Source organism: Pseudomonas sp. BS-2016 (assembly GCF_001806145.1).
Taxonomy (GTDB): domain Bacteria; phylum Pseudomonadota; class Gammaproteobacteria; order Pseudomonadales; family Pseudomonadaceae; genus Aquipseudomonas; species Aquipseudomonas lundensis.
Map to the genome: position 1 here is coordinate 64,480 of NZ_MLCT01000030.1, position 23,073 is coordinate 87,552.

The window sequence follows — 23,073 nt, forward strand, 5'->3', positions numbered from 1 at the left end:
GAATGTTCTACATACCCGGTTACATGCCTGCCACAACCCTCCTGACAAGCCCGGATACAAAGGGGTTAGCGCCAAAATACAGGGCGATATGCGAACGCTTCTTAGACCAATGGATGACCGCTGATCCACCTCAGCCCTCGCCGGAACATTAGTGACCTATGTATACTGCGCCGGTGACCGCGGAGTCATCGCGAAGCACCACACTGCAATGAGTCTTTCAGGCCTAGAAAGGCTGAGCCGTTACCCCGGCTCGACCGCTTGACGCTCTACTGATGCATTCACATCACCGCGAAGAACCTCGACTTTCGGCTCATTGTTCACTGTGAACGAAAGCGCCTACCCTGCGCATCTCGAGAATCTGAGCACGCTCAGCAAAGAAGAGAGTTAATCCGAAATGCCCACCCGTTCGAAGATCATCTATACCTTCACCGACGAAGCTCCGGCCCTCGCCACCTATTCACTGCTGCCTATCATCGAAGCGTTCACCGCTCCGGCTGATATCGCTGTTGAGACGCGCGACATCTCTCTGGCAGGCCGAATTCTTGCCAGCTTCCCCGAGCAATTGGGTGCCAAGGCCGTAGCGGACCACCTCGCCGAATTGGGCGCCCTGGCCGTTACCCCTGAAGCCAACATCATCAAGCTGCCTAACATCAGCGCCTCGGTCCCGCAATTGCAGGCCGCGATCAAAGAACTGCAAGCGCAGGGCTTCGATATCCCGGATTACCCCGAGTCAGTCACCACTGATGCCGAGAAAGACGTCAAAGCGCGTTACAGCAAAGTCATGGGCAGCGCCGTAAACCCGGTACTGCGCGAAGGCAACTCCGACCGCCGCGCACCGCTGTCGGTGAAAAACTACGCACGCAAGCACCCGCACAAAATGGGCGCCTGGGCCGCAGACTCCAAGTCCCACGTGGCTCACATGAGCGAAGGCGACTTCTACGGCAGCGAAAAAGCAGCCCTGATTGAAGCCCCGGACAGCGTCAAAATCGAATTGATTGCTCAAGACGGCACGACCACCGTCCTGAAAGAAAAAACGGCCGTACAGGCCGGCGAGATCATCGATTGCTCCGTCATGAGCAAAAAAGCCCTGCGCCAGTTCGTAGCGGCCGAAATCGAAGACGCCAAGAAACAAGGCGTACTGTTCTCGGTTCACTTGAAAGCCACCATGATGAAGGTCTCCGACCCGATCATGTTTGGTCAGATCGTGGCCGAGTTCTACAAGGACGCGCTGGAAAAACACGCTGACGTCCTGAAAGAAATCGGTTTCAACCTGAACAACGGCATCGGCGACCTGTACGCCCGCATCAAGGCCCTGCCGGCGGACAAGCAAGCCGAAATCGAGGCGGACATCCAGGCGGTCTACGCCATTCGCCCTGCGCTGGCGATGGTTAACTCCGACAAAGGCATCACCAACCTGCACGTGCCGAGCGACGTCATCGTCGACGCGTCGATGCCAGCCATGATCCGTGACTCCGGCAAAATGTGGGGCACTGACGGTCAACTGCACGACGCCAAGGCCGTGATCCCGGATCGCTGCTACGCAACCATCTACCAGGCGGTTATCGAAGACTGCAAGCAACACGGCGCCTTCGATCCGACCACCATGGGCAGCGTGCCAAACGTTGGCCTGATGGCCCAGAAAGCCGAAGAGTACGGCTCCCACGACAAGACTTTCCAGATCAAGACCGATGGCGTGGTTCGCGTGAGCGACAGCAACGGCAACGTGTTGATGGAACAAAAAGTCGAAGCGGGCGATATCTGGCGCATGTGCCAGGCCAAAGACGCGCCGATCCGCGACTGGGTCAAACTGGCCGTCAACCGCGCTCGCGCCAGCAACACCCCTGCTGTTTTCTGGCTGGACCCGCAACGTAGCCACGACGGCGTGATGATCGAGAAAGTTCAGGCTTACCTGAAGGATCACGACACCAATGGCCTGGACATTCGCATCATGCCTCCGGTCGAGGCCATGGAGTTCACGCTGGAGCGCACCCGCAAGGGTCTGGACACTATCTCGGTGACCGGTAACGTTCTGCGCGACTACCTGACTGACCTGTTCCCGATCATGGAACTGGGCACCAGCGCCAAAATGCTGTCGATCGTTCCGCTGATGAATGGCGGCGGCCTGTTCGAAACCGGCGCAGGCGGTTCGGCACCCAAGCACGTGCAGCAACTGCTGGAAGAAAACTTCCTGCGTTGGGACTCGCTGGGCGAATTCCTGGCACTGGCTGCTTCCCTGGAGCACCTGGGCACGACCTACAACAACCCGAAAGCGTTGGTGTTGGCCAAAACCCTGGACCAGGCCACTGGCCAGTTCCTCGACAACAACAAATCGCCATCGCGCAAAGTCGGCAATATCGACAACCGCGGTAGCCACTTCTACCTGGCTCTGTACTGGGCACAAGCCCTGGCAGCCCAGACCGAAGACAAAGACTTGCAAGCCCAGTTTGCCCCAGTGGCAAACGCCATGGCCGAGAACGAAGCAACCATCGTTGCCGAACTCAACGCCGTTCAGGGCAAGCCGGTCGACATCGGTGGTTACTACCACGCCGATGCCGACAAGGTCAGCAACGTTATGCGCCCTAGCGCCACACTGAACGCGATCATCGCTTCGGTGTAAGAGCAACACCGCAACACCACAAACCCCGGCCCACGACGCCGGGGTTTGTGTTTTTGGGCTCCCCACTGCCGACACTTGCAGAGGTTGGGGTTGGCACACACTTTCTGTAGGATCCAGATCCCACCCTCCTTCAAGCCGAGCACATTTTATGGAATGGAAACCCCACATCACAGTTGCCACGGTCGTCGAAGACCATGGTCGCTTCCTGATGGTCGAAGAGCTCAAGCACGAGCGCGCTGTGCTTAATCAGCCTGCCGGGCATCTGGACCCCAATGAAAGCCTGATCCAGGCCGCGATTCGCGAGACCTTCGAAGAAACCGGCTATGACGTTGAATTGACTGGCGTGATCGGCATTTACCTGTACACCGCCCCCAGCAATGGTGTGACGTATCAGCGCGTGTGCTTTGCAGGCAAAGCGCTCAAGCATCACCCCGACTCACCGCTCGATACCGGGATTATCGGCCCGCGGTGGTTGACCCGCGACGAGTTACTCGCACAACGCGACCGCTGGCGCAGCGAACTGACCTTGCTGTGCATCGACGATTATCTGTCCGGCAAATTGTTTGACCTCTCGTTAATCCGCCCTTCGGTTTAGCCTTGAGCGCTCGGGCCTGCTAGAATCGCGTCCTTTTTCAAGACACTCATTGAAACCCTATGCGTGATCCAGCCTTAGTCGCCCCCGAAAAACAGCGCGTCATTGTCGGCATGTCCGGCGGTGTTGACTCTTCCGTTTCCGCCGTTCTGCTCATGGAGCAGGGCTATCAGGTGGAAGGCCTGTTCATGAAGAACTGGGAGGAAGACGACGGAACGGATTACTGCACCGCCATGGATGACCTGGCAGACGCCCAGGCCGTGTGCGACAAAATCGGCATCAAGCTGCACACCGCCAATTTTGCCGCCGAATACTGGGACAACGTGTTTGAACACTTCCTGGCCGAATACAAGGCCGGACGCACTCCTAACCCGGACATCCTGTGTAACCGTGAAATCAAGTTCAAAGCGTTTCTCGACTACGCCCTGATGCTTGGCGCCGACCTGATTGCCACCGGCCACTACGTGCGCCGTCGCGACATCGACGGCCGCACCGAGCTGCTCAAGGGCCTGGACCCAAACAAAGACCAGAGCTACTTCCTGCACGCAGTGGGCGGCGAGCAAATTGCCCGCACCCTGTTCCCGGTCGGTGAACTGGAAAAACCCGAAGTGCGCAAGATTGCCGAGCAACATGGCCTGGCGACCGCCAAGAAGAAAGACTCCACCGGTATTTGCTTCATTGGTGAGCGCCGTTTCAGCGATTTCCTCAAGCAATACCTGCCCGCTCAACCGGGCGAGATCAAAACCACCGACGGCGAAGTCATCGGCCGCCACCACGGCCTGATGTATCACACCATTGGCCAGCGGCAGGGCCTGGGTATCGGCGGCCTGAAAGACGCCAGCGACGAGCCGTGGTACGTGCTGCACAAAGACCTCGAAAACAACGAACTGATTGTCGGCCAGGGTAACGATCATCCCTGGCTGTTTTCGCGCGCCCTGCTCGCGTCGGAGATTTTCTGGGTCAACCCGATCAACCTCGACAGCCCGCTGCGCCTGACCGCCAAAGTGCGCTATCGCCAGAGCGATCAGCCCTGCACGCTGGAAAAAACCGCCAGCGGCTACCGCGCGACCTTCGATGACCCGCAACGCGCCGTTACACCCGGCCAGTCAGTGGTGTTCTACGATGGCGAAGTGTGCTTGGGCGGCGGCGTGATCGAAGTGGCCGAACCCTGGAACCACAAGGGCGAACAGGCATGAATGCCACCCAGGAACAACTGATCGCACTCGGCGGGGTTTTTCTGGCTGCCGTGCTGGTGGACAAAATCGCCCGCACCGGTCAGGTCGGGGAAGCGGATCTGGCCTGCATGCTTGGCACATTGCTGGTGCGCGACCCGAAAGACACGCTGGAAGTGTTTGGCGGTGACGACATCAACCTGCGCGAAGGTTACCGGGCCCTCATTGGCGCCCTTGAACGCGACCCCAATACGTTGCAGCGCGAGCCTTTGCGCTACGCCCTGTCGATGCTCAACCTGGAGCGCCAGCTGGCCAAGCGTGACGACATGCTTGAACTGATCGGCAAACGCTTGCCGCAGATCCAGTCCCAGGTCGAGCACTTCGGTCCGGCCCATGAAAACGTCGTGGCGGCCTGTGGCGCACTGTATCAGGACACCCTGAGCACGCTGCGCCAGCGCATTCAGGTCCACGGCGACATGCGCAACCTGCAACAACCCAGCAACGCCGCCAAAATTCGCGCACTGCTGCTGGCCGGGATCCGCTCGGCACGCTTGTGGCGCCAATTGGGCGGTCATCGCTGGCAACTGGTATTCAGCCGTCGCAAGCTGCTCAAAGAGCTTTATCCGATGCTGCGCGGCTAACACCCGCCAGAACGCACACCTTTGTAACGTCGCTTCGCGTATGACGCCGGTCACTTGGCAACGGACCGGCCGTTTTTTTCATGTATGATACGCGCCCCATTTCGTTGCCCGACTGTCCGAGAACACCCCATGAAGCTCTCTTCGCTCACTGCGGTTTCCCCTGTTGACGGCCGCTACGCCGGCAAAACCCAGGCCCTGCGCCCTATTTTCAGCGAGTACGGCCTGATCCGTGCCCGTGTATTGGTTGAAGTTCGCTGGCTCCAGCGCTTGGCTGCCCACGCGGCCATCCCGGAAGTCCCGGCCTTCTCCGCCGAAGCCAACGCCGTTCTGAATGAACTGGCCGAAAACTTCTCTCTGGAACACGCCGAACGCGTCAAAGAGATCGAGCGCACCACCAACCACGACGTCAAAGCCATTGAGTACCTGCTCAAGGAACAGGCTGCCAAGCTGCCGGAACTGGCCAATGTCAGCGAATTCATCCACTTTGCCTGCACCAGCGAGGACATCAACAACCTGTCCCACGCGCTGATGCTGCGCGAAGGCCGTGATGAGGTGATGCTGCCACTGATGCGTCAAACCGCTGAAGCCATCCGCGAACTGGCCATCCGCTTTGCCGACGTGCCGATGCTGTCGCGCACCCACGGTCAACCGGCGTCGCCTACCACCCTGGGTAAAGAACTAGCCAACGTGGTTTACCGCCTGGAGCGCCAGATCGCTCAAGTGGCCGCCGTACCGCTGCTGGGTAAAATCAACGGCGCCGTGGGCAACTACAACGCCCACCTGTCGGCCTACCCGCAGATTGACTGGGAAGCCAACGCCCGCGCCTTCATCGAAGACGAACTGGGCCTGGGTTTCAACCCGTACACCACGCAGATCGAACCGCACGACTACATTGCCGAGCTGTTTGACGCCATTGCGCGCTTCAACACCATCCTGATCGATTTCGACCGCGACATCTGGGGCTACATCTCCCTGGGCTACTTCAAGCAGCGCACCATCGCGGGCGAGATCGGTTCATCGACCATGCCGCACAAGGTCAACCCGATCGACTTCGAAAACTCCGAAGGCAACCTGGGGATCGCCAACGCGCTGTTCCAGCACCTGGCCAGCAAACTGCCAATCTCCCGCTGGCAGCGCGACCTGACCGACTCCACCGTGCTGCGCAACCTCGGCGTGGGCTTTGCTCACAGCGTGATCGCGTACGAAGCCAGCCTCAAAGGCATCAGCAAACTGGAGCTCAACGCCCAGAAAATCGCTGCTGACCTGGATGCCTGCTGGGAAGTGCTGGCGGAGCCGATCCAGACCGTCATGCGCCGCTACAACATTGAAAACCCGTACGAGAAGCTCAAAGAGCTGACGCGCGGCAAGGGCATCAGCCCTGAAGCACTGCAGACGTTCATCGATAGCCTGGAAATGCCGGAAGCGGCCAAGGCCGAGCTGAAGCTGCTGACCCCTGCCAATTACATCGGCAACGCGGTCGAACAGGCCAAGCGCATCTGAGTGCTGTAACGACCTACTAACGCCCGGCCGTGCCGGGCGTTTTTATTCCCGAATACAAAGCGCAACTTTTCAATAGGTTACACATGAATCCTGATCTTCCTCTTCAACTTCTGGGCGGCATGACTGCACGCGAATTCATGCGCGACTACTGGCAGAAAAAACCGCTGCTGATCCGACAGGCAATCCCTGACTTCGAAAGCCCGATCGATGCCGACGAACTGGCCGGTCTGGCACTTGAAGAGGAGGTCGAATCACGACTGGTCATCGAACACGGCGAACGCCCGTGGGAGCTGCGCCGCGGGCCTTTTGCCGAAGATGAGTTCGGCAAACTGCCTGAACGCGAATGGACCTTGCTGGTGCAAGCCGTCGATCAGTTCGTGCCCGAAGTGGGCGAGCTGCTGGAGCACTTTCGCTTCCTGCCGAGCTGGCGTATTGACGACGTGATGATCAGCTACGCCGCACCCGGCGGCAGCGTCGGCCCGCACTTCGATAATTACGACGTATTCCTGCTGCAAGGGGCTGGCAAGCGCCACTGGCAGATCGGCCAGATGTGCGACTCCGACAGCGCCCTGCTGGAACACGCCGACCTGCGCATCCTGGCAGACTTCCAGGCCACCGATGAGTGGACACTGGAACCCGGCGACATGCTGTATCTGCCGCCACGCCTTGCCCATAGCGGTGTAGCCGTGGACGACTGCCTGACCTACTCGGTCGGTTTCCGCGCCCCGAGCGCCGCTGAAGTACTGACCCACTTCACCGACTTCCTCAGCCAGTACCTGCCGGATGAAGAACGTTACACCGATGCCGACGCACAACCGGTCAGCGACCCGCATCAGATCCAGCGCGATGCGCTGGACCGCTTGAAAGGCTTGCTCGCTGAACACATGAGCGATGAGCGCATGCTCCTGACCTGGTTCGGCCAGTTCATGACCGAGCCACGCTATCCGGAACTCGTCGTAGGCCCCGAGCTCGAAGAAGAAGACTTGCTCGGCAGTCTCGACCAGGGCGCGGTATTGATCCGCAACCCGAGCGCCCGCCTGGCCTGGTCCGAGGTGGATGAAGACCTGCTTCTGTTTGCCAGCGGACAGAGCCGTCTGCTGCCGGGCAAACTGCGCGATCTCTTGAAAATGATCTGTGCCGCCGATGCCTTGCATGCCGAAAACCTCGGCCCGTGGCTGCCAGATGAAGATGGCCGCAACCTGCTGTGTGAATTGGTCAAACAAGGAAGCCTGGGGTTCGCTGATGAATAAAATTCGCGTACGTGTCGCCGACTGGCAAAAGGATAACGCCGAACTTCGACGCATCCGTGAAGCGGTGTTTATCAACGAACAGCACGTTCCGCCCGAGCTGGAGTGGGATTCGGACGACAGCAGCGCCGTACACTTTTTGGCCTTTGAGGGCGATTTCGCCATTGGCACGGCCCGACTCCTGGCGGATGGCCAGATAGGCCGTGTATCCGTCCTCAAGGACTGGCGCGGACTGAAAGTCGGCGACGCCCTGATGCAGGCCACCCTCGAACAAGCCGAAGAACGCGGCTTGAAAGAGGTGAAGCTGAGCGCACAGGTGCACGCCACGCCGTTCTATGAGCGGCTCGGGTTCAAGATCGTGAGCGACGAGTTTCTGGAGGCGGGCATTCCGCACGTGGACATGGTGCGCTGCGCCTGACACGCGTGAACGCTGCTCCTGAATAAAAAACGCCCTGCCATCGTCGGATCGCAGGGCGTTTTGCTGTGTGTCATTCAACCTCGCCACATTTAGGCCGACAAACTGGCACACTGCTTTCATCCCTTTTCAAGCCTTGCGGAGATAACAGACATGGTCTTACGCCCACTCATAGCCGGTCTGATGATGCTGTTGAGCCTCAGCGCCCTTGCCGATACCCAAGTCATCACACTGCAAAACCGCACCAACGCGGACTTACTGCCGGTGGCCCAGAACTTCATCGGCAAGGACGGCAACGTCACCGTTTACGGCAATCAACTCATCGTCGAGGCCCCGACCCAGAAAATCCAGGGCCTGGAAGACTTGCTCAGCCAGCTCGACACGCCTGCGCGCCGTTTGCTGATCACCGTCGATACCAGCGATACCAACCTGCCTGACAGCAACAGCAATACGCGGGTCTACAGCACCGCCAGCCGTGACGGCGGCGTTCAGCAGATTCAAGCCACTGAAGGTGTTCCCGCCTTGATCCAGACAGGCCAAAGCATTCCCCAGACAAGCACCCAGACCGATGCATACGGACGCCTCTCGGCACAAACCGCTTATCGCAACGTGACCAAGGGTTTTTACATCACCGCCAGCGTTACAGGTGAAACGGTACACCTGGCGATCAGCACCAACCGCGACCGCATGAGCCAGGAACAGCCGGATGTAGTGAACGTGCAAAGTACCGACACACAGGTCAGCGGCCCCCTCGGCCAATGGATCACAGTGGCGGGCATCAGCGGCCAGAATCTGGCTAGCCAGCAGGGCCAAACCCGCACCTACTCGACTCAAAGCCGGGATGACATGACATTGCGGGTCAAAGTCGACGCACTCGACCCAAAAGGCCAAAACTGACTGACGGGTCGTATTAGACCAAATATGTAGTGCCACATAAAAAGCACTACAAAACGTTTGACGACTCAAAAAAGCGAAGGCATGATGGCCCCGCTCCCGCCGATCAGAGCCCTGCAAAGCGCCCCTGACCGCTAGCGAGAAGCCATTCACGCACGTATACGAACAAAATGGTTGTGTGCCTGGTGGAGCAAAAATTTTTCAACCCAGACCTATGCGACGAGGTTTATCACCATGGCACTGACACGCGAACAGCAAATTGCAGCCCTCGAGAAAGACTGGGCCGAAAACCCACGCTGGAAAGGCGTGACTCGCGATTACTCCGCTGCTGACGTGGTCCGCCTGCGCGGCTCGGTTCAACCCGAGCACACCTTTGCAAAAATGGGCGCCGAAAAGCTGTGGAAACTGGTGACTCAGGGCGCACACCCGTCCTTCCGTCCTGAAAAAGATTTCGTCAACTGCATGGGCGCCCTGACCGGGGGCCAGGCAGTACAACAGGTTAAAGCCGGTATCCAGGCTATCTACCTGTCGGGCTGGCAAGTGGCGGCAGACAACAACTCTGCCGAATCCATGTACCCCGACCAGTCGCTGTACCCGGTGGACTCCGTTCCAACCGTGGTCAAGCGCATCAATAACTCGTTCCGTCGCGCCGACCAGATTCAGTGGAAATCCGGCAAGAACCCGGGCGACCAAGGTTATATCGACTACTTCGCCCCCATCGTGGCAGACGCTGAAGCCGGTTTCGGCGGCGTACTCAATGCCTACGAGCTGATGAAAAACATGATCGAAGCGGGCGCTGCAGGCGTTCACTTCGAAGACCAACTGGCGTCGGTTAAAAAATGCGGCCACATGGGCGGCAAGGTATTGGTTCCCACCCAGGAAGCCGTACAGAAGCTGACTGCGGCCCGACTGGCTGCCGACGTGGCGGGCGTACCGACCATCATTCTGGCCCGTACCGATGCTAACGCTGCCGACTTGCTGACCTCCGACTGCGATCCGTACGACAAGCCATTTGTCTCCGGCGAACGCACGAAGGAAGGCTTCTACAAAGTGCGCGCTGGCCTGGATCAAGCGATTGCCCGTGGCCTGGCCTACGCGCCGTATGCCGACCTGATCTGGTGTGAAACCGCCAAGCCTGACCTGGACGAAGCGCGCCGCTTTGCTGAAGCGATCAAAAAGGAATACCCGGACCAGATTCTGTCCTACAACTGCTCGCCTTCCTTCAACTGGAAGAAAAACCTGGACGACGCGACCATCGCCAAATTCCAGCGCGAACTGTCGGCAATGGGCTACAAGCATCAGTTCATCACCCTGGCTGGCATTCACAACATGTGGCACAGCATGTTCAACCTGGCGCACGACTACGCCCGTAACGACATGACCGCCTACGTGAAGCTGCAAGAGCAGGAGTTTGCTGACGCCGCCAAGGGTTACACCTTCGTTGCGCACCAGCAGGAAGTGGGTACCGGTTACTTCGATGACATGACCACCGTGATTCAGGGTGGCTCGTCCTCGGTCACCGCCCTGACCGGCTCGACCGAAGAAGAACAGTTCCACTGATTGCCCGGCAACCAGTGAAACGACGGCCATTGCCTCGCCTGTAAAGAACAAACGCAATGCCTTGAACATAACGCCCCGACTGGTTCGGGGCGTTTTTTTATCTGAATTTCGTAAAGATCCGTCCGCACGTCGACGAAAACCTGATCCAGGTCCATAAATCGAAAACAGAATCAGGTTAGAAAACCAAGTTCGAAACTTGCAATGGCTACATATATAAGCCAACTTGCGCAGGCAGGCTAAGCTGTAAAACAACAGATGCGGATTTAAACGATATTCATTATCATTTGGGCGTCGCATTGTTCATTGCAGCACAAACAAAACATCATCGCTGAAATAAGCTGTAATGCCCGTGCCACGTGGCCTACGTAGACTTTGGAGGAAGCTATACCACTAAAGGACTGAATTTATTCATCTTAGAAAATTTACTTGCTGGGTGTTTAGCCATAAAATCTCGCCCATCAATTGCGCTGCGACATATCGTCACTGCTTTATTACCTTTTTGAGCTCAGAGACATTGGCTCTCTGTTAAGGATTACCAGCATGCCCGAAGCGACAGGACTCATAGCCCACAACTGGGGCTTTGCCATTTTCCTTCTCGGCGTTGTCGGCCTTTGTGCCTTCATGCTTGGCGTCTCCAGCCTCCTCGGGTCAAAAGCCTGGGGCCGCAGCAAAAACGAACCGTTCGAGTCCGGCATGCTACCCACCGGTGGCGCCCGCTTGCGGCTCTCAGCCAAATTCTATCTGGTCGCGATGCTGTTCGTGATCTTCGATATCGAAGCCCTCTTTCTCTTTGCCTGGTCTGTGTCTGTTCGCGAAAGCGGCTGGACCGGATTCGTCGAAGCTCTCGTTTTCATAGCAATTCTGTTGGCAGGCCTTGTCTACCTATTTCGGGTGGGTGCTCTTGATTGGGCACCGGAAGCTCGTCGTAAGCGGCAGGCCAAGCTGAAACAATGAGGCTTTGGCGATGCAATACGAACTCACCAGGATCGACCCGGATGCTCCTAACGAGCAGTACCCGATCGGCAAACGAGAAACCGTTTCCGATCCGTTAGAAGATCAAGTCCACAAAAACATTTTCATGGGCAAGCTTGAAGACGTGCTGAACGGCACGGTCAACTGGGGGCGTAAAAACTCCCTGTGGCCGTACAACTTCGGCTTGTCGTGCTGCTACGTGGAAATGACCACCGCCTTCACGGCGCCCCACGACATCGCGCGCTTTGGCGCCGAAGTTATCCGGGCCTCGCCGCGTCAGGCGGATTTCATGGTTATTGCCGGTACCTGCTTCATCAAGATGGCGCCGATCATTCAGCGCCTCTACGAGCAAATGCTTGAACCTAAATGGGTCATTTCCATGGGTTCGTGCGCCAACTCCGGTGGCATGTACGACATCTACTCCGTGGTTCAAGGGGTGGACAAGTTTTTGCCCGTGGACGTTTACGTACCCGGCTGCCCACCCCGCCCGGAGGCTTTCCTGCAAGGCTTGATGCTCTTGCAAGAGTCGATTGGCCAGGAGCGTCGCCCACTTTCCTGGGTCGTTGGCGAGCAAGGCGTGTACCGCGCCGAGATGCCATCGCAAAAGGAACAGCGCCGCGAACAGCGTATTCAGGTGACCAACCTGCGCAGCCCCGACGAAGTCTGATCCAGCCCCGCTTCTTTTTATAGAACGAGACACTGGCTTCATTCTTTACGTTGAACGAAAGCGATAAAAAACCATGACTACAGGCTCCGCTCTGTACATCCCGCCTTACAAGGCTGACGACCACGATGTGGTTGTCGAACTGAATAACCGTTTTGGTCCTGATGCATTCACTGCCCAGGCCACGCGCACCGGCATGCCGGTGCTTTGGGTTGCCCGCGCCAAACTGGTCGAAGTCCTGACCTTCCTGCGCAACCTGCCAAAACCCTACGTCATGCTCTATGACCTGCACGGTGTCGACGAACGTCTGCGCACCAAGCGTCAGGGCCTGCCGTCGGGTGCCGATTTCACCGTCTTCTATCACCTGATGTCGCTTGAGCGTAACAGCGACGTCATGATCAAGGTGGCCCTGTCCGAAGGCGATTTGAGCCTGCCGACCGTGACCGGGATCTGGCCGAACGCCAACTGGTACGAGCGGGAAGTCTGGGACATGTTCGGCATCGACTTCGCCGGGCACCCTCACCTGTCGCGCATCATGATGCCGCCGACCTGGGAAGGTCACCCGCTGCGCAAGGACTTTCCTGCGCGCGCCACGGAGTTCGACCCGTACAGCCTGAGCCTGGCCAAAGTCCAGCTCGAAGAAGAAGCCGCACGCTTCAAGCCTGAAGACTGGGGCATGAAGCGTTCCGGCGAGAACGAGGACTACATGTTCCTCAACCTGGGCCCGAACCACCCTTCGGCTCACGGTGCCTTCCGCATCATCCTGCAACTGGACGGCGAAGAAATCGTCGACTGCGTGCCTGACATCGGCTACCACCACCGTGGCGCCGAAAAAATGGCTGAGCGCCAGTCATGGCACAGTTTCATTCCGTACACCGACCGTATCGATTACCTCGGCGGCGTGATGAACAACCTGCCGTATGTGCTCTCGGTAGAAAAACTGGCAGGCATCAAAGTGCCGGACCGGGTCGACACCATCCGCATCATGATGGCCGAGTTCTTCCGCATCACCAGCCACTTGCTGTTCCTGGGGACGTACATCCAGGACGTGGGCGCCATGACCCCGGTGTTCTTCACCTTCACCGACCGTCAGCGCGCCTACAAAGTGATCGAGGCGATCACCGGTTTCCGCCTGCACCCGGCCTGGTACCGCATCGGCGGCGTCGCCCACGACCTGCCAAATGGCTGGGATCGCCTGGTCAAGGAATTCATCGACTGGATGCCCAAACGTCTGGACGAATACCAAAAAGCCGCGCTGGACAACAGCATCTTGCGTGGCCGTACCATCGGCGTTGCCCAGTACAACACCAAAGAAGCCCTGGAATGGGGTGTCACCGGTGCTGGTCTGCGGTCTACCGGGTGCGACTTCGACCTGCGCAAGGCGCGTCCGTATTCCGGCTACGAGAACTTCGAGTTTGAAGTGCCGCTGGCGGCCAATGGCGATGCCTATGACCGTTGCATCGTGCGTGTCGAAGAAATGCGCCAGAGCCTGAAAATCATCGAGCAGTGCATGCGCAACATGCCGGCCGGCCCGTACAAGGCGGACCACCCGCTGACCACGCCGCCGCCCAAAGAGCGCACCTTGCAGCACATCGAGACCTTGATTACGCACTTCCTGCAAGTTTCGTGGGGCCCGGTAATGCCGGCCAACGAATCCTTCCAGATGATCGAAGCGACCAAGGGCATCAACAGTTATTACCTGACGAGCGACGGCGGCACCATGAGCTACCGCACCCGGATTCGCACCCCAAGCTTTGCCCATTTGCAGCAGATCCCTTCGGTGATCAAAGGCGAAATGGTCGCGGACTTGATTGCTTACCTGGGTAGTATCGATTTCGTTATGGCCGACGTGGACCGCTAAGCATGAACAGCACGCTTATCCAGACAGACCGTTTCGCCCTTAGCGAAACCGAGCGCTCGGCCATCGAGCACGAGATGCATCACTACGAAGATCCGCGCGCAGCGTCGATCGAAGCCCTGAAGATCGTTCAAAAGGAACGTGGCTGGGTGCCGGACGGCGCGATCTACGCCATCGGCGAGCTGCTGGGCATTCCCGCCAGCGACGTTGAAGGCGTGGCGACGTTCTACAGCCAGATCTTCCGCCAGCCGGTCGGTCGTCACATCATTCGCGTGTGTGACAGCATGGTCTGCTACATCGGTGGTCACGAGTCCGTGGTCAGCGAGATCCAGACCAAGCTGGGCATCGGCCTGGGCCAGACCACCGCAGACGGGCGCTTCACGCTGCTGCCGGTGTGCTGCCTGGGCAACTGCGACAAAGCGCCGGCGTTGATGATCGACGACGACACATTCGGTGATGTCCAGCCATCGGGCGTTGCCACGTTGTTGGAGGGCTACCCATGACCCTGACTTCTTTCGGGCCTGCCAACCGCATTGCGCGCACGGCAGAAACCCATCCGTTGACCTGGCGTCTGCGTGACGACGGCGAGCCGGTATGGCTTGACGAATATCAGGCCAAAAACGGCTACGCGGCGGCCCGCAAGGCATTCGCCGACATGGCTCAGGACGATATCGTCCAGACCGTGAAAGACGCCGGCCTCAAAGGTCGTGGCGGTGCAGGTTTCCCCACGGGTGTGAAGTGGGGGCTGATGCCCAAAGACGAATCCATGAACATCCGTTACCTGTTGTGTAACGCCGATGAAATGGAACCCAACACCTGGAAAGACCGCATGCTAATGGAGCAACTGCCCCATCTGCTGATCGAAGGCATGCTGATCAGTGCTCGCGCCCTGAAAACCTACCGCGGCTACATCTTCCTGCGTGGCGAATACACCACCGCGGCCGTGCACCTGCGCCGTGCCGTCGAAGAAGCCAAGGCAGCGGGCCTGCTGGGCAAGAACATCCTGGGTTCGGGGTTTGATTTCGAACTCTTCGTACACACCGGTGCCGGGCGTTATATCTGCGGTGAAGAAACCGCACTGATCAACTCCCTTGAAGGCCGTCGCGCCAACCCGCGTTCCAAACCGCCGTTCCCGGCGGCCGTGGGCGTTTGGGGCAAGCCGACCTGCGTGAACAACGTAGAGACCCTGTGCAACGTACCGGCCATCATCGGCAATGGCGTTGACTGGTACAAATCCCTGGCCCGCGAAGGCAGCGAAGACCACGGCACCAAGCTGATGGGCTTCTCCGGCAAGGTCAAGAATCCCGGGCTGTGGGAACTGCCGTTTGGCGTCACCGCTCGCGAGCTGTTCGAAGACTACGCAGGCGGCATGCGCGACGGCTTCACGCTCAAGTGCTGGCAGCCAGGCGGTGCCGGTACGGGTTTCCTGTTGCCCGAGCACCTCGACGCACAAATGTACGCCGGGGGTATTGCCAAAGTCGGTACCCGTATGGGTACGGGTCTGGCCATGGCCGTGGACGACAGCGTCAACATGGTTTCACTGCTGCGCAACATGGAACAGTTCTTCGCGCGCGAGTCGTGCGGGTTCTGCACCCCGTGCCGTGATGGCCTGCCATGGAGCGTCAAGCTGCTGATGGCCATCGAGAAAGGCGAAGGCCAGCCGGGCGACATCGAGACCCTGCTGGGTCTGGTGGGTTTCCTCGGTCCGGGCAAGACGTTCTGTGCTCACGCACCGGGCGCCGTGGAGCCACTGGGCAGCGCAATCAAGTACTTCCGTCCAGAGTTCGAAGCCGGCATTGCGCAAGCAAAACCCGGTGTTCCACCTCTGGCACGCCCGATTGTTATCGGCGCGTAACGTTCTGAATGGGGGCGGTCCGTGCCGCCCTCTGATCGTTCGATAACGCCGTAAGGCTGGGTTGCTTCGAACGAATAACAAGATTCCATTAGCCACGCCCGCTGACACCGGGCCAACGAAGACCTTTGAACCATGGCCACTATCCACGTAGACGGCAAAGAGCTCGAAGTCGATGGGGCAGACAACCTGTTACAGGCCTGTCTGTCGCTGGGACTCGATATTCCGTATTTCTGCTGGCACCCTGCCCTGGGCAGTGTTGGCGCCTGCCGCCAGTGTGCAGTCAAGCAATACACCGACGAGAACGACACCCGTGGTCGTATCGTCATGTCCTGCATGACCCCGGCCACTGACGGAAGCTGGATTTCCATCGACGACGAAGAAGCGAAAGTGTTTCGCGCCAGCGTTGTCGAATGGCTGATGACCAACCACCCGCACGACTGCCCTGTGTGCGAAGAAGGCGGTCACTGCCACCTGCAAGACATGACCGTGATGACCGGTCACAACGAACGCCGCTACCGCTTTACCAAACGTACCCACCAGAACCAGGAACTCGGCCCGTTCATCGCTCATGAGATGAACCGCTGCATCGCCTGCTACCGCTGCGTGCGCTTCTATAAAGACTATGCGGGCGGTACGGACCTCGGCGTTTTCGGCGCCCACGACAACGTGTACTTCGGTCGCGTTGAAGACGGCGTTCTCGAAAGCGAGTTCTCGGGCAACCTCACCGAAGTCTGCCCGACCGGTGTGTTCACCGACAAAACCCACTCCGAGCGCTACAACCGCAAGTGGGACATGCAATTTGCGCCCAGCATCTGCCACGGTTGCTCCAGCGGCTGCAACATCAGCCCGGGCGAACGTTATGGCGAGCTGCGCCGGATCGAAAACCGCTTCAACGGTTCGGTCAACCAGTACTTCCTGTGTGACCGTGGCCGCTTCGGTTACGGCTACGTCAACCGTAGCGACCGCCCACGTCAGCCGCTGCTGGCCGACGGCAACAAGCTGAGCGTCGACGCGGCCCTGGACAAGGCCGCCGAACTGCTGCGCGGTCGCAACATTGTGGGTATCGGTTCGCCTCGTGCCAGCCTCGAAAGCAACTACGCGTTGCGCGAGCTGGTAGGCGCCGAGCACTTCTACTCGGGTATCGAAGCCGGTGAGCTGGAGCGTATCCGCCTGGTGCTGCAAGTCCTCAAGGACAGCCCGCTGCCGGTGCCAAACCTGCGCGACATCGAAGACCATGACGCGATTTTCGTCTTGGGCGAAGACTTGACTCAGACCGCCGCTCGTATGGCGCTGTCATTGCGTCAGTCCGTCAAGGGCAAAGCTGAAGACATGGCCGATGCCATGCGCGTTCAGCCATGGCTTGACGCCGCGGTGAAAAACATCGGTCAGCACGCGCTGAATCCGCTGTTTATCGCCAGCCTGGCTGAAACCAAGCTGGACGACGTCGCTGAAGAATGCGTTCACGCTGCACCGGACGATCTGGCCCGCATCGGCTTCGCCGTGGCTCACGCCCTCGATGCCAGCGCGCCTGCTGTCGACGGTCTGGATGCCGAAGCCCAGCAATTGGCCCAGCGCATCGCAGACGCCTTGCTGGCTGCCAAACGCCCCCTGATCATTGCGGGTACGTCACTGGGCTCCAAAGCCCTGATCGAAGCGGCGGGCAACATTGCCAAAGCCTTGCACCTGCGCGAAAAAGCCGGCTCCATCAGCTTGGTCGTGCCGGAAGCCAACAGCTTGGGTCTGGCCATGCTCGGCGGCGAATCGGTAGACGCCGCACTGCAAGCCGTGATTGACGGCCAGGCAGACGCCATCGTGGTGCTGGAGAACGACCTGTTCACCCGCGTGGACGCCGTGAAGGTGAACGCTGCGCTGGACGCTGCCAAGGTCGTGATTGTTGCCGACCATCAGAAAACCGCCACCACCGACCGTGCCGATCTGGTATTGCCGGCCGCCAGTTTCGCTGAAGCCGACGGTACGCTGGTCAGCCAGGAAGGCCGCGCCCAGCGCTTCTTCCAGGTGTTCGACCCTCGTTATCTGGATTCCGCCAACCTGATCCATGAAGGCTGGCGCTGGTTGCACGCCCTGCGAAGCACCCTGCTGAACAAGCCGGTGGACTGGACGCTGCTGGATCACGTGACTCAGGCCACTGCCGCCTGCACGCCAGATCTGGCCGGCATCGTAGACGCTGCGCCTTCGGCCGAATTCCGCATCAAAGGCCTGAAACTGGCACGCGAACCGCTGCGTTACAGCGGCCGCACCGCCATGCGCGCCAACATCAGCGTTCACGAGCCGCGTACTCCGCAAGACCCGGACACCGCGTTCGCCTTCTCCATGGAAGGTTACTCGGGCTCCGTTGAGCCGCGTCAGCAAGTGCCATTTGCCTGGTCGCCGGGTTGGAACTCGCCACAAGCGTGGAACAAGTTCCAGGACGAAGTCGGCGGCCACATCCGTGCGGGTGATCCGGGCATTCGCCTGATCGAAAGCAAAGGTGATTCGCTGAACTGGTGCGCCAACATTCCAGGCCCGTTCAACCCGGCCCGTGGCACCTGGCACGTCGTGCCGTTCTATCACCTGCTGGGCAGCGAGGAGAACTCCTCGAAAGCCGCGCCGGTACAAGAACGCATCCCGGCCGCCTACATCGCGCTGGCCAAGTCCGAAGCCGATCGCCTGGGCGTCAATGACGGTGCGCTGCTCAGCCTGAACGTAGCCGGTGTGACCCTGCGCCTGCCGCTGCGTATCAATGAAGAGCTGGGGGCTGGCCTGGTGGCATTGCCTGCCGGTCTGGCTGGCATCCCGCCTGCGATCTTTGGTCTTACCGTTGACGGTTTGCAGGAGGCAGCCCAATGACCTGGTTCACGCCTGAAGTGATCGACGTGATTCTCTCGGTGGTCAAAGCCGTGGTAATCCTGCTCGCCGTGGTGGTGTGCGGTGCGCTGTTGAGCTGGGTCGAGCGCCGTTTGCTCGCCCTGTGGCAAGACCGTTACGGTCCGAACCGCGTCGGCCCGTTCGGCGCGTTTCAGATCGCCGCCGACATGATCAAGATGTTCTTCAAGGAAGACTGGACGCCGCCGTTTGCCGACAAGGTGATTTTCACCCTGGCACCGGTAGTGGCCATGAGCGCCTTGCTGATCGCCTTCGCGATTATCCCGATCACCCCGACCTGGGGTGTGGCAGACCTGAACATCGGCATCCTGTTCTTCTTCGCCATGGCCGGTCTGTCGGTGTACGCCGTGTTGTTCGCCGGCTGGTCGAGCAACAACAAGTTCGCCCTGCTCGGCAGCCTGCGCGCTTCGGCCCAGACCGTGTCGTACGAAGTGTTCATGGGCCTGTCGCTGATGGGCATCGTGGTTCAGGTCGGCTCGTTCAACATGCGCGACATTGTTGAATACCAAGCGCAAAACCTGTGGTTCATCATTCCGCAGATCTTCGGTTTCCTGACCTTCTTCATTGCTGGCGTCGCCGTGACTCACCGTCACCCGTTCGACCAGCCGGAAGCGGAGCAGGAACTGGCCGATGGTTACCACATTGAATATGCCGGCATGAAATGGGGCATGTTCTTCGTGGGTGAATACATCGGGATCGTGTTGATCTCGGCGTTGCTGGTGACTTTGTTCTTCGGTGGCTGGCACGGGCCGTTCGGCATCCTGCCGCAGATTCCGTTTATCTGGTTCGCCCTGAAGACTGCGTTTTTCATCATGATCTTCATCCTGCTGCGCGCCTCTATTCCGCGCCCTCGGTATGACCAAGTGATGGACTTCAGCTGGAAGTTCTGCCTGCCGCTGACCCTGATCAATTTGCTGGTAACCGCCGCAGTCGTGTTGTTGAACACGCCCGCCGGCGCGGTTCAGTGAGGATAGAGACCCATGTTCAAGTACTTGTTTGACATCGTGCATGGCACCTACACCCAGCTTCGCAGCCTGGTGATGGTGTTTGGCCATGCCTTCCGCAAGCGTGACACGCTGCAATACCCGGAAGAACCGGTCTACCTGCCACCGCGTTACCGTGGCCGGATTGTCCTGACCCGCGACCCGGACGGCGAAGAGCGTTGTGTTGCCTGTAACCTGTGCGCCGTGGCGTGCCCGGTGGGCTGCATCTCGCTGCAAAAAGCCGAAACCGAAGATGGCCGCTGGTATCCGGAGTTTTTCCGCATCAACTTCTCACGCTGCATTTTCTGCGGCCTGTGTGAGGAAGCCTGCCCGACCACCGCCATCCAGCTCACGCCGGATTTCGAGATGGCCGAGTTCAAACGTCAGGATCTGGTGTACGAGAAAGAAGATCTGCTGATCTCCGGTCCCGGCAAGAACCCTGATTACAACTTCTATCGTGTTGCGGGTATGGCCGTTGAAGGCAAGCCGAAAGGCGCTGCTCAGAACGAAGCCGAGCCGATCAACGTGAAGAGCTTGCTGCCTTAAGGAAGAACGATGGAATTCGCTTTCTATTTCGCATCGGGTGTCGCTGTCGTGTCCACGCTGCGCGTGATCACCAACACCAACCCTGTGCACGCCCTGCTCTACCTGATTATTTCGCTGATTGCCGTGGCGATGACCTTCTTCAGCCTCGGCGCGCCGTTTGCGGGCGTACTCGAAGTGATCGCCTACGCTGGCGCCATCATGGTGCTGTTCGTGTTTGTGGTGATGATGCTCAACCAGGGCCCGGCCTCGGTGACGCAGGAGCGCCACTGGCTCAAACCCGGCATTTGGATCGGACCGAGCATTCTGTCCGCCATCCTGTTGGCCGAATTGCTGTACGTGCTGTTTGCACAGCAGAGCGGCGCAGCCATCGGTCAAACCACCATTGATGCAAAAGCCGTCGGCATAAGCCTGTTCGGCCCGTATCTGCTGGTGGTCGAACTCGCCTCGATGCTGTTGCTTGCAGCAGCGGTGACGGCGTTCCACTTGGGCCGCAACGAGGCGAAGGAGCAATAAGATGCCTGGAATACCTTTGGAACATGGCCTTGCAGTAGCAGGTGTCCTGTTCTGCCTCGGTCTGGTTGGACTGATGGTTCGCCGTAACATTCTCTTCGTATTGATGAGTCTGGAAATCATGATGAACGCGGCTGCCCTGGCGTTCATCGTTGCCGGTGCACGCTGGGCGCAACCGGATGGACAAGTGATGTTCATTCTGGTGATCACCCTGGCAGCCGCCGAGGCCAGTATTGGCCTGGCGATCCTGCTGCAGCTGTATCGCCGCTTCCACACGCTTGATATCGATGCTACCAGTGAGATGCGCGGATGAACCTTCTCTTTCTGACTTTCGTATTCCCCCTGATCGGCTTTTTGCTGCTGTCGTTCTCCCGTGGACGCTTCAGCGAAAACCTCTCGGCCCTGATCGGCGTTGGCTCCATCGGCCTGTCGGCGCTGGTGGCCGCGTACGTGATCTGGCAATTCAACGTTGCGCCGCCTGAAGGCGGTCACTACACGCAAGTGCTGTGGCAATGGATGGCAGTGGGTGAGTTCAAACCGAACTTCGCCCTTTACCTGGACGGCCTGTCAGTCACCATGCTCGGCGTGGTGGTCGGCGTCGGCTTCCTGATCCACGTGTTTGCCTCTTGGTACATGCGCGGTGAAGACGGCTACTCGCGTTTCTTCGCCTACACCAACCTGTTTATCGCCAGCATGCTGTTCCTGATCCTGGCCGATAACCTGTTGTTCGTGTACTTCGGCTGGGAAGGCGTGGGCCTGTGCTCCTACCTGTTGATCGGTTTCTATTACAGCAACCGCAACAACGGTAACGCCGCACTCAAAGCCTTCATCGTGACCCGCATCGGCGACGTGTTCATGGCCATCGGCCTGTTCATTTTGTTCCAGCAGTTGGGCACGTTGAACATTCAGGAGCTGTTGGTTCAGGCACCGCTGAAGTTCCAGGCCGGTGATTTCTGGATCGTGCTGGCGACCCTGATGCTGCTGGGCGGCGCGGTCGGTAAATCGGCGCAATTGCCTCTGCAAACCTGGTTGGCAGACGCCATGGCAGGCCCGACGCCCGTGTCGGCACTGATTCACGCCGCCACCATGGTGACCGCCGGTGTTTACCTGATCGCTCGTACCCACGGCCTGTTCACCCTGGCACCTGAAATCCTGCATCTGGTGGGCATCGTGGGCGGCGTGACACTGGTACTGGCCGGCTTTGCGGCACTGGTGCAAACCGACATCAAACGTATCCTCGCCTACTCCACCATGAGCCAGATCGGCTACATGTTCCTGGCCTTGGGCGTCGGTGCATGGGATGGTGCGATTTTCCACCTGATGACCCACGCCTTCTTCAAGGCACTGCTGTTCCTTGCTTCCGGTGCGGTGATTGTCGCCTGCCACCACGAGCAGAACATCTTCAAGATGGGCGGCCTGTGGAAAAAACTGCCACTGGCTTACATCAGCTTCATCGTCGGTGGCGCGGCCTTGTCGGCCTTGCCTCTGCTGACCGCAGGCTTCTACTCCAAGGACGAAATTCTTTGGGAAGCCTTCGCCAGCGGTAACAACGAGTTGCTGTACGCCGGTCTGGTGGGTGCGTTCATGACCTCGCTGTACACCTTCCGCCTGATCTTCATCACCTTCCACGGTGAAGCCAAGACTGAAGCCCACGCGGGCCATGGTGTTTCGTACTGGTTGCCACTGAGTGTGCTGATCGTCCTGTCGACTTTTATCGGCGCAATGATCACGCCTCCACTGGCGGGCGTACTGCCACAAAGCGTTGGCCATGCCGGCGGCGAAGCCAAGCACAGCCTTGAAATCGCCTCGGGCGCCATCGCATTGGCCGGTATCCTGCTGGCCGCCCTGCTTTACCTGGGCAAACGTCGTTTCGTGACGGCTGTAGCCAACAGCGGCATCGGTCGTTTCCTGTCGGCCTGGTGGTTCGCCGCGTGGGGCTTCGACTGGCTGTACGACAAACTGTTCGTCAAACCGTACCTGTTGATCTGCCGCCTGCTGCGCAAGGACCCTCTGGACCAGACCATCGGCCTGGTACCGAAGATGGCCAAGGCCGGGCACAACGCCCTGAGCCGCAGCGAAACCGGTCAACTGCGTTGGTACGCTGCTTCCATGGCTGCCGGTGCTGTACTGGTCATGGGCGCCATCGTACTGGTAGCGGTCTGAT

The 23,073-nt window shown here is 59.1% G+C and carries 20 protein-coding genes; all 20 read left to right on the forward strand.

Annotated features, from left to right (window positions below; translation table 11 throughout):
- Positions 1-394 precede the first annotated feature (394 nt).
- The gene (locus BKD70_RS15675; RefSeq protein ID WP_047274324.1) at positions 395-2,617 is read left to right on the forward strand and encodes an NADP-dependent isocitrate dehydrogenase; all 2,223 of its coding nucleotides are present in this window, start codon (positions 395-397) and stop codon (positions 2,615-2,617) included.
- A gap of 148 nt (positions 2,618-2,765) precedes the next feature.
- Positions 2,766-3,212, forward strand: coding sequence for an NUDIX hydrolase (locus BKD70_RS15680; RefSeq protein WP_047274322.1), 447 nt, complete (start codon positions 2,766-2,768; stop codon positions 3,210-3,212).
- A gap of 59 nt (positions 3,213-3,271) precedes the next feature.
- Positions 3,272-4,405, forward strand: coding sequence for a tRNA 2-thiouridine(34) synthase MnmA (gene mnmA, locus BKD70_RS15685; RefSeq protein ID WP_047274320.1), 1,134 nt, complete (start codon positions 3,272-3,274; stop codon positions 4,403-4,405).
- Complete coding sequence (gene hflD / locus BKD70_RS15690) at positions 4,402-5,022, forward strand: high frequency lysogenization protein HflD (RefSeq protein WP_047274318.1); 621 nt, start codon at positions 4,402-4,404, stop codon at positions 5,020-5,022. Before mnmA ends, hflD begins: the two co-directional genes overlap by 4 nt.
- 129 nt (positions 5,023-5,151) lie before the next feature.
- Positions 5,152-6,522: an adenylosuccinate lyase gene (purB, locus tag BKD70_RS15695; RefSeq protein WP_047274316.1), complete on the forward strand. Its 1,371-nt coding sequence runs from the start codon at positions 5,152-5,154 to the stop codon at positions 6,520-6,522.
- A gap of 83 nt (positions 6,523-6,605) precedes the next feature.
- Entirely contained in the window at positions 6,606-7,772 is a 1,167-nt protein-coding gene (locus BKD70_RS15700; protein ID WP_047274315.1) for a cupin domain-containing protein, read from the forward strand.
- Positions 7,765-8,187 (forward strand): GNAT family N-acetyltransferase, encoded by a 423-nt coding sequence (locus BKD70_RS15705; RefSeq protein WP_047274314.1) that lies wholly within the window; start codon positions 7,765-7,767, stop codon positions 8,185-8,187. The genes BKD70_RS15700 and BKD70_RS15705 overlap by 8 nt, the downstream gene beginning before the upstream one ends.
- Before the next feature lie 150 nt (positions 8,188-8,337).
- Positions 8,338-9,081, forward strand: a complete 744-nt coding sequence (locus BKD70_RS15710) for a secretin N-terminal domain-containing protein (protein WP_047274313.1) — start codon at positions 8,338-8,340, stop codon at positions 9,079-9,081.
- A gap of 231 nt (positions 9,082-9,312) precedes the next feature.
- Entirely contained in the window at positions 9,313-10,638 is a 1,326-nt protein-coding gene (gene aceA, locus BKD70_RS15715) for an isocitrate lyase (RefSeq protein WP_047274311.1), read from the forward strand.
- 540 nt (positions 10,639-11,178) lie between these two features.
- Complete coding sequence (locus BKD70_RS15720) at positions 11,179-11,592, forward strand: NADH-quinone oxidoreductase subunit A (RefSeq protein WP_003446990.1); 414 nt, start codon at positions 11,179-11,181, stop codon at positions 11,590-11,592.
- 10 nt (positions 11,593-11,602) lie between these two features.
- On the forward strand, positions 11,603-12,277 hold the full coding sequence (locus BKD70_RS15725) for an NADH-quinone oxidoreductase subunit B family protein (protein WP_019412096.1): 675 nt from the start codon (positions 11,603-11,605) through the stop codon (positions 12,275-12,277).
- Between the two features lie 73 nt (positions 12,278-12,350).
- Positions 12,351-14,135, forward strand: a complete 1,785-nt coding sequence (nuoC, locus tag BKD70_RS15730) for an NADH-quinone oxidoreductase subunit C/D (RefSeq protein WP_047274306.1) — start codon at positions 12,351-12,353, stop codon at positions 14,133-14,135.
- A gap of 2 nt (positions 14,136-14,137) precedes the next feature.
- On the forward strand, positions 14,138-14,635 hold the full coding sequence (gene nuoE, locus BKD70_RS15735) for an NADH-quinone oxidoreductase subunit NuoE (RefSeq protein WP_047274305.1): 498 nt from the start codon (positions 14,138-14,140) through the stop codon (positions 14,633-14,635).
- Positions 14,632-15,987: an NADH-quinone oxidoreductase subunit NuoF gene (nuoF, locus tag BKD70_RS15740; protein ID WP_047274304.1), complete on the forward strand. Its 1,356-nt coding sequence runs from the start codon at positions 14,632-14,634 to the stop codon at positions 15,985-15,987. The genes nuoE and nuoF overlap by 4 nt, the downstream gene beginning before the upstream one ends.
- A 132-nt stretch (positions 15,988-16,119) precedes the next feature.
- Positions 16,120-18,834, forward strand: coding sequence for an NADH-quinone oxidoreductase subunit NuoG (gene nuoG, locus BKD70_RS15745; protein WP_047274303.1), 2,715 nt, complete (start codon positions 16,120-16,122; stop codon positions 18,832-18,834).
- Entirely contained in the window at positions 18,831-19,838 is a 1,008-nt protein-coding gene (gene nuoH, locus BKD70_RS15750) for an NADH-quinone oxidoreductase subunit NuoH (protein ID WP_047274301.1), read from the forward strand. The genes nuoG and nuoH overlap by 4 nt, the downstream gene beginning before the upstream one ends.
- A 12-nt stretch (positions 19,839-19,850) precedes the next feature.
- On the forward strand, positions 19,851-20,399 hold the full coding sequence (nuoI, locus tag BKD70_RS15755) for an NADH-quinone oxidoreductase subunit NuoI (RefSeq protein WP_016780194.1): 549 nt from the start codon (positions 19,851-19,853) through the stop codon (positions 20,397-20,399).
- Between the two features lie 9 nt (positions 20,400-20,408).
- A complete protein-coding gene (nuoJ, locus tag BKD70_RS15760; RefSeq protein ID WP_047274300.1) occupies positions 20,409-20,912 on the forward strand; it encodes an NADH-quinone oxidoreductase subunit J in 504 nt (167 codons plus the stop codon).
- A gap of 1 nt (position 20,913) precedes the next feature.
- Complete coding sequence (gene nuoK / locus BKD70_RS15765; RefSeq protein ID WP_047274298.1) at positions 20,914-21,222, forward strand: NADH-quinone oxidoreductase subunit NuoK; 309 nt, start codon at positions 20,914-20,916, stop codon at positions 21,220-21,222.
- Positions 21,219-23,072: an NADH-quinone oxidoreductase subunit L gene (gene nuoL / locus BKD70_RS15770; RefSeq protein ID WP_047274296.1), complete on the forward strand. Its 1,854-nt coding sequence runs from the start codon at positions 21,219-21,221 to the stop codon at positions 23,070-23,072. The genes nuoK and nuoL overlap by 4 nt, the downstream gene beginning before the upstream one ends.
- Position 23,073: the final 1 nt, after the last annotated feature.

Excerpts from the sequence above, each read along its gene's own strand:
- BKD70_RS15675 (WP_047274324.1), top strand. The coding sequence starts at position 395 with ATGCCCACCCGTTCGAAGATCATCTATACCTTCACCGACGAAGCTCCG.
- BKD70_RS15680 (WP_047274322.1), top strand. The coding sequence starts at position 2,766 with ATGGAATGGAAACCCCACATCACAGTTGCCACGGTCGTCGAAGACCAT.
- mnmA (WP_047274320.1), top strand. The coding sequence starts at position 3,272 with ATGCGTGATCCAGCCTTAGTCGCCCCCGAAAAACAGCGCGTCATTGTC.
- hflD (WP_047274318.1), top strand. The coding sequence starts at position 4,402 with ATGAATGCCACCCAGGAACAACTGATCGCACTCGGCGGGGTTTTTCTG.
- purB (WP_047274316.1), top strand. The coding sequence starts at position 5,152 with ATGAAGCTCTCTTCGCTCACTGCGGTTTCCCCTGTTGACGGCCGCTAC.
- BKD70_RS15700 (WP_047274315.1), top strand. The coding sequence starts at position 6,606 with ATGAATCCTGATCTTCCTCTTCAACTTCTGGGCGGCATGACTGCACGC.
- BKD70_RS15705 (WP_047274314.1), top strand. The coding sequence starts at position 7,765 with ATGAATAAAATTCGCGTACGTGTCGCCGACTGGCAAAAGGATAACGCC.
- BKD70_RS15710 (WP_047274313.1), top strand. The coding sequence starts at position 8,338 with ATGGTCTTACGCCCACTCATAGCCGGTCTGATGATGCTGTTGAGCCTC.
- aceA (WP_047274311.1), top strand. The coding sequence starts at position 9,313 with ATGGCACTGACACGCGAACAGCAAATTGCAGCCCTCGAGAAAGACTGG.
- BKD70_RS15720 (WP_003446990.1), top strand. The coding sequence starts at position 11,179 with ATGCCCGAAGCGACAGGACTCATAGCCCACAACTGGGGCTTTGCCATT.
- BKD70_RS15725 (WP_019412096.1), top strand. The coding sequence starts at position 11,603 with ATGCAATACGAACTCACCAGGATCGACCCGGATGCTCCTAACGAGCAG.
- nuoC (WP_047274306.1), top strand. The coding sequence starts at position 12,351 with ATGACTACAGGCTCCGCTCTGTACATCCCGCCTTACAAGGCTGACGAC.
- nuoE (WP_047274305.1), top strand. The coding sequence starts at position 14,138 with ATGAACAGCACGCTTATCCAGACAGACCGTTTCGCCCTTAGCGAAACC.
- nuoF (WP_047274304.1), top strand. The coding sequence starts at position 14,632 with ATGACCCTGACTTCTTTCGGGCCTGCCAACCGCATTGCGCGCACGGCA.
- nuoG (WP_047274303.1), top strand. The coding sequence starts at position 16,120 with ATGGCCACTATCCACGTAGACGGCAAAGAGCTCGAAGTCGATGGGGCA.
- nuoH (WP_047274301.1), top strand. The coding sequence starts at position 18,831 with ATGACCTGGTTCACGCCTGAAGTGATCGACGTGATTCTCTCGGTGGTC.
- nuoI (WP_016780194.1), top strand. The coding sequence starts at position 19,851 with ATGTTCAAGTACTTGTTTGACATCGTGCATGGCACCTACACCCAGCTT.
- nuoJ (WP_047274300.1), top strand. The coding sequence starts at position 20,409 with ATGGAATTCGCTTTCTATTTCGCATCGGGTGTCGCTGTCGTGTCCACG.
- nuoK (WP_047274298.1), top strand. The coding sequence starts at position 20,914 with ATGCCTGGAATACCTTTGGAACATGGCCTTGCAGTAGCAGGTGTCCTG.
- nuoL (WP_047274296.1), top strand. The coding sequence starts at position 21,219 with ATGAACCTTCTCTTTCTGACTTTCGTATTCCCCCTGATCGGCTTTTTG.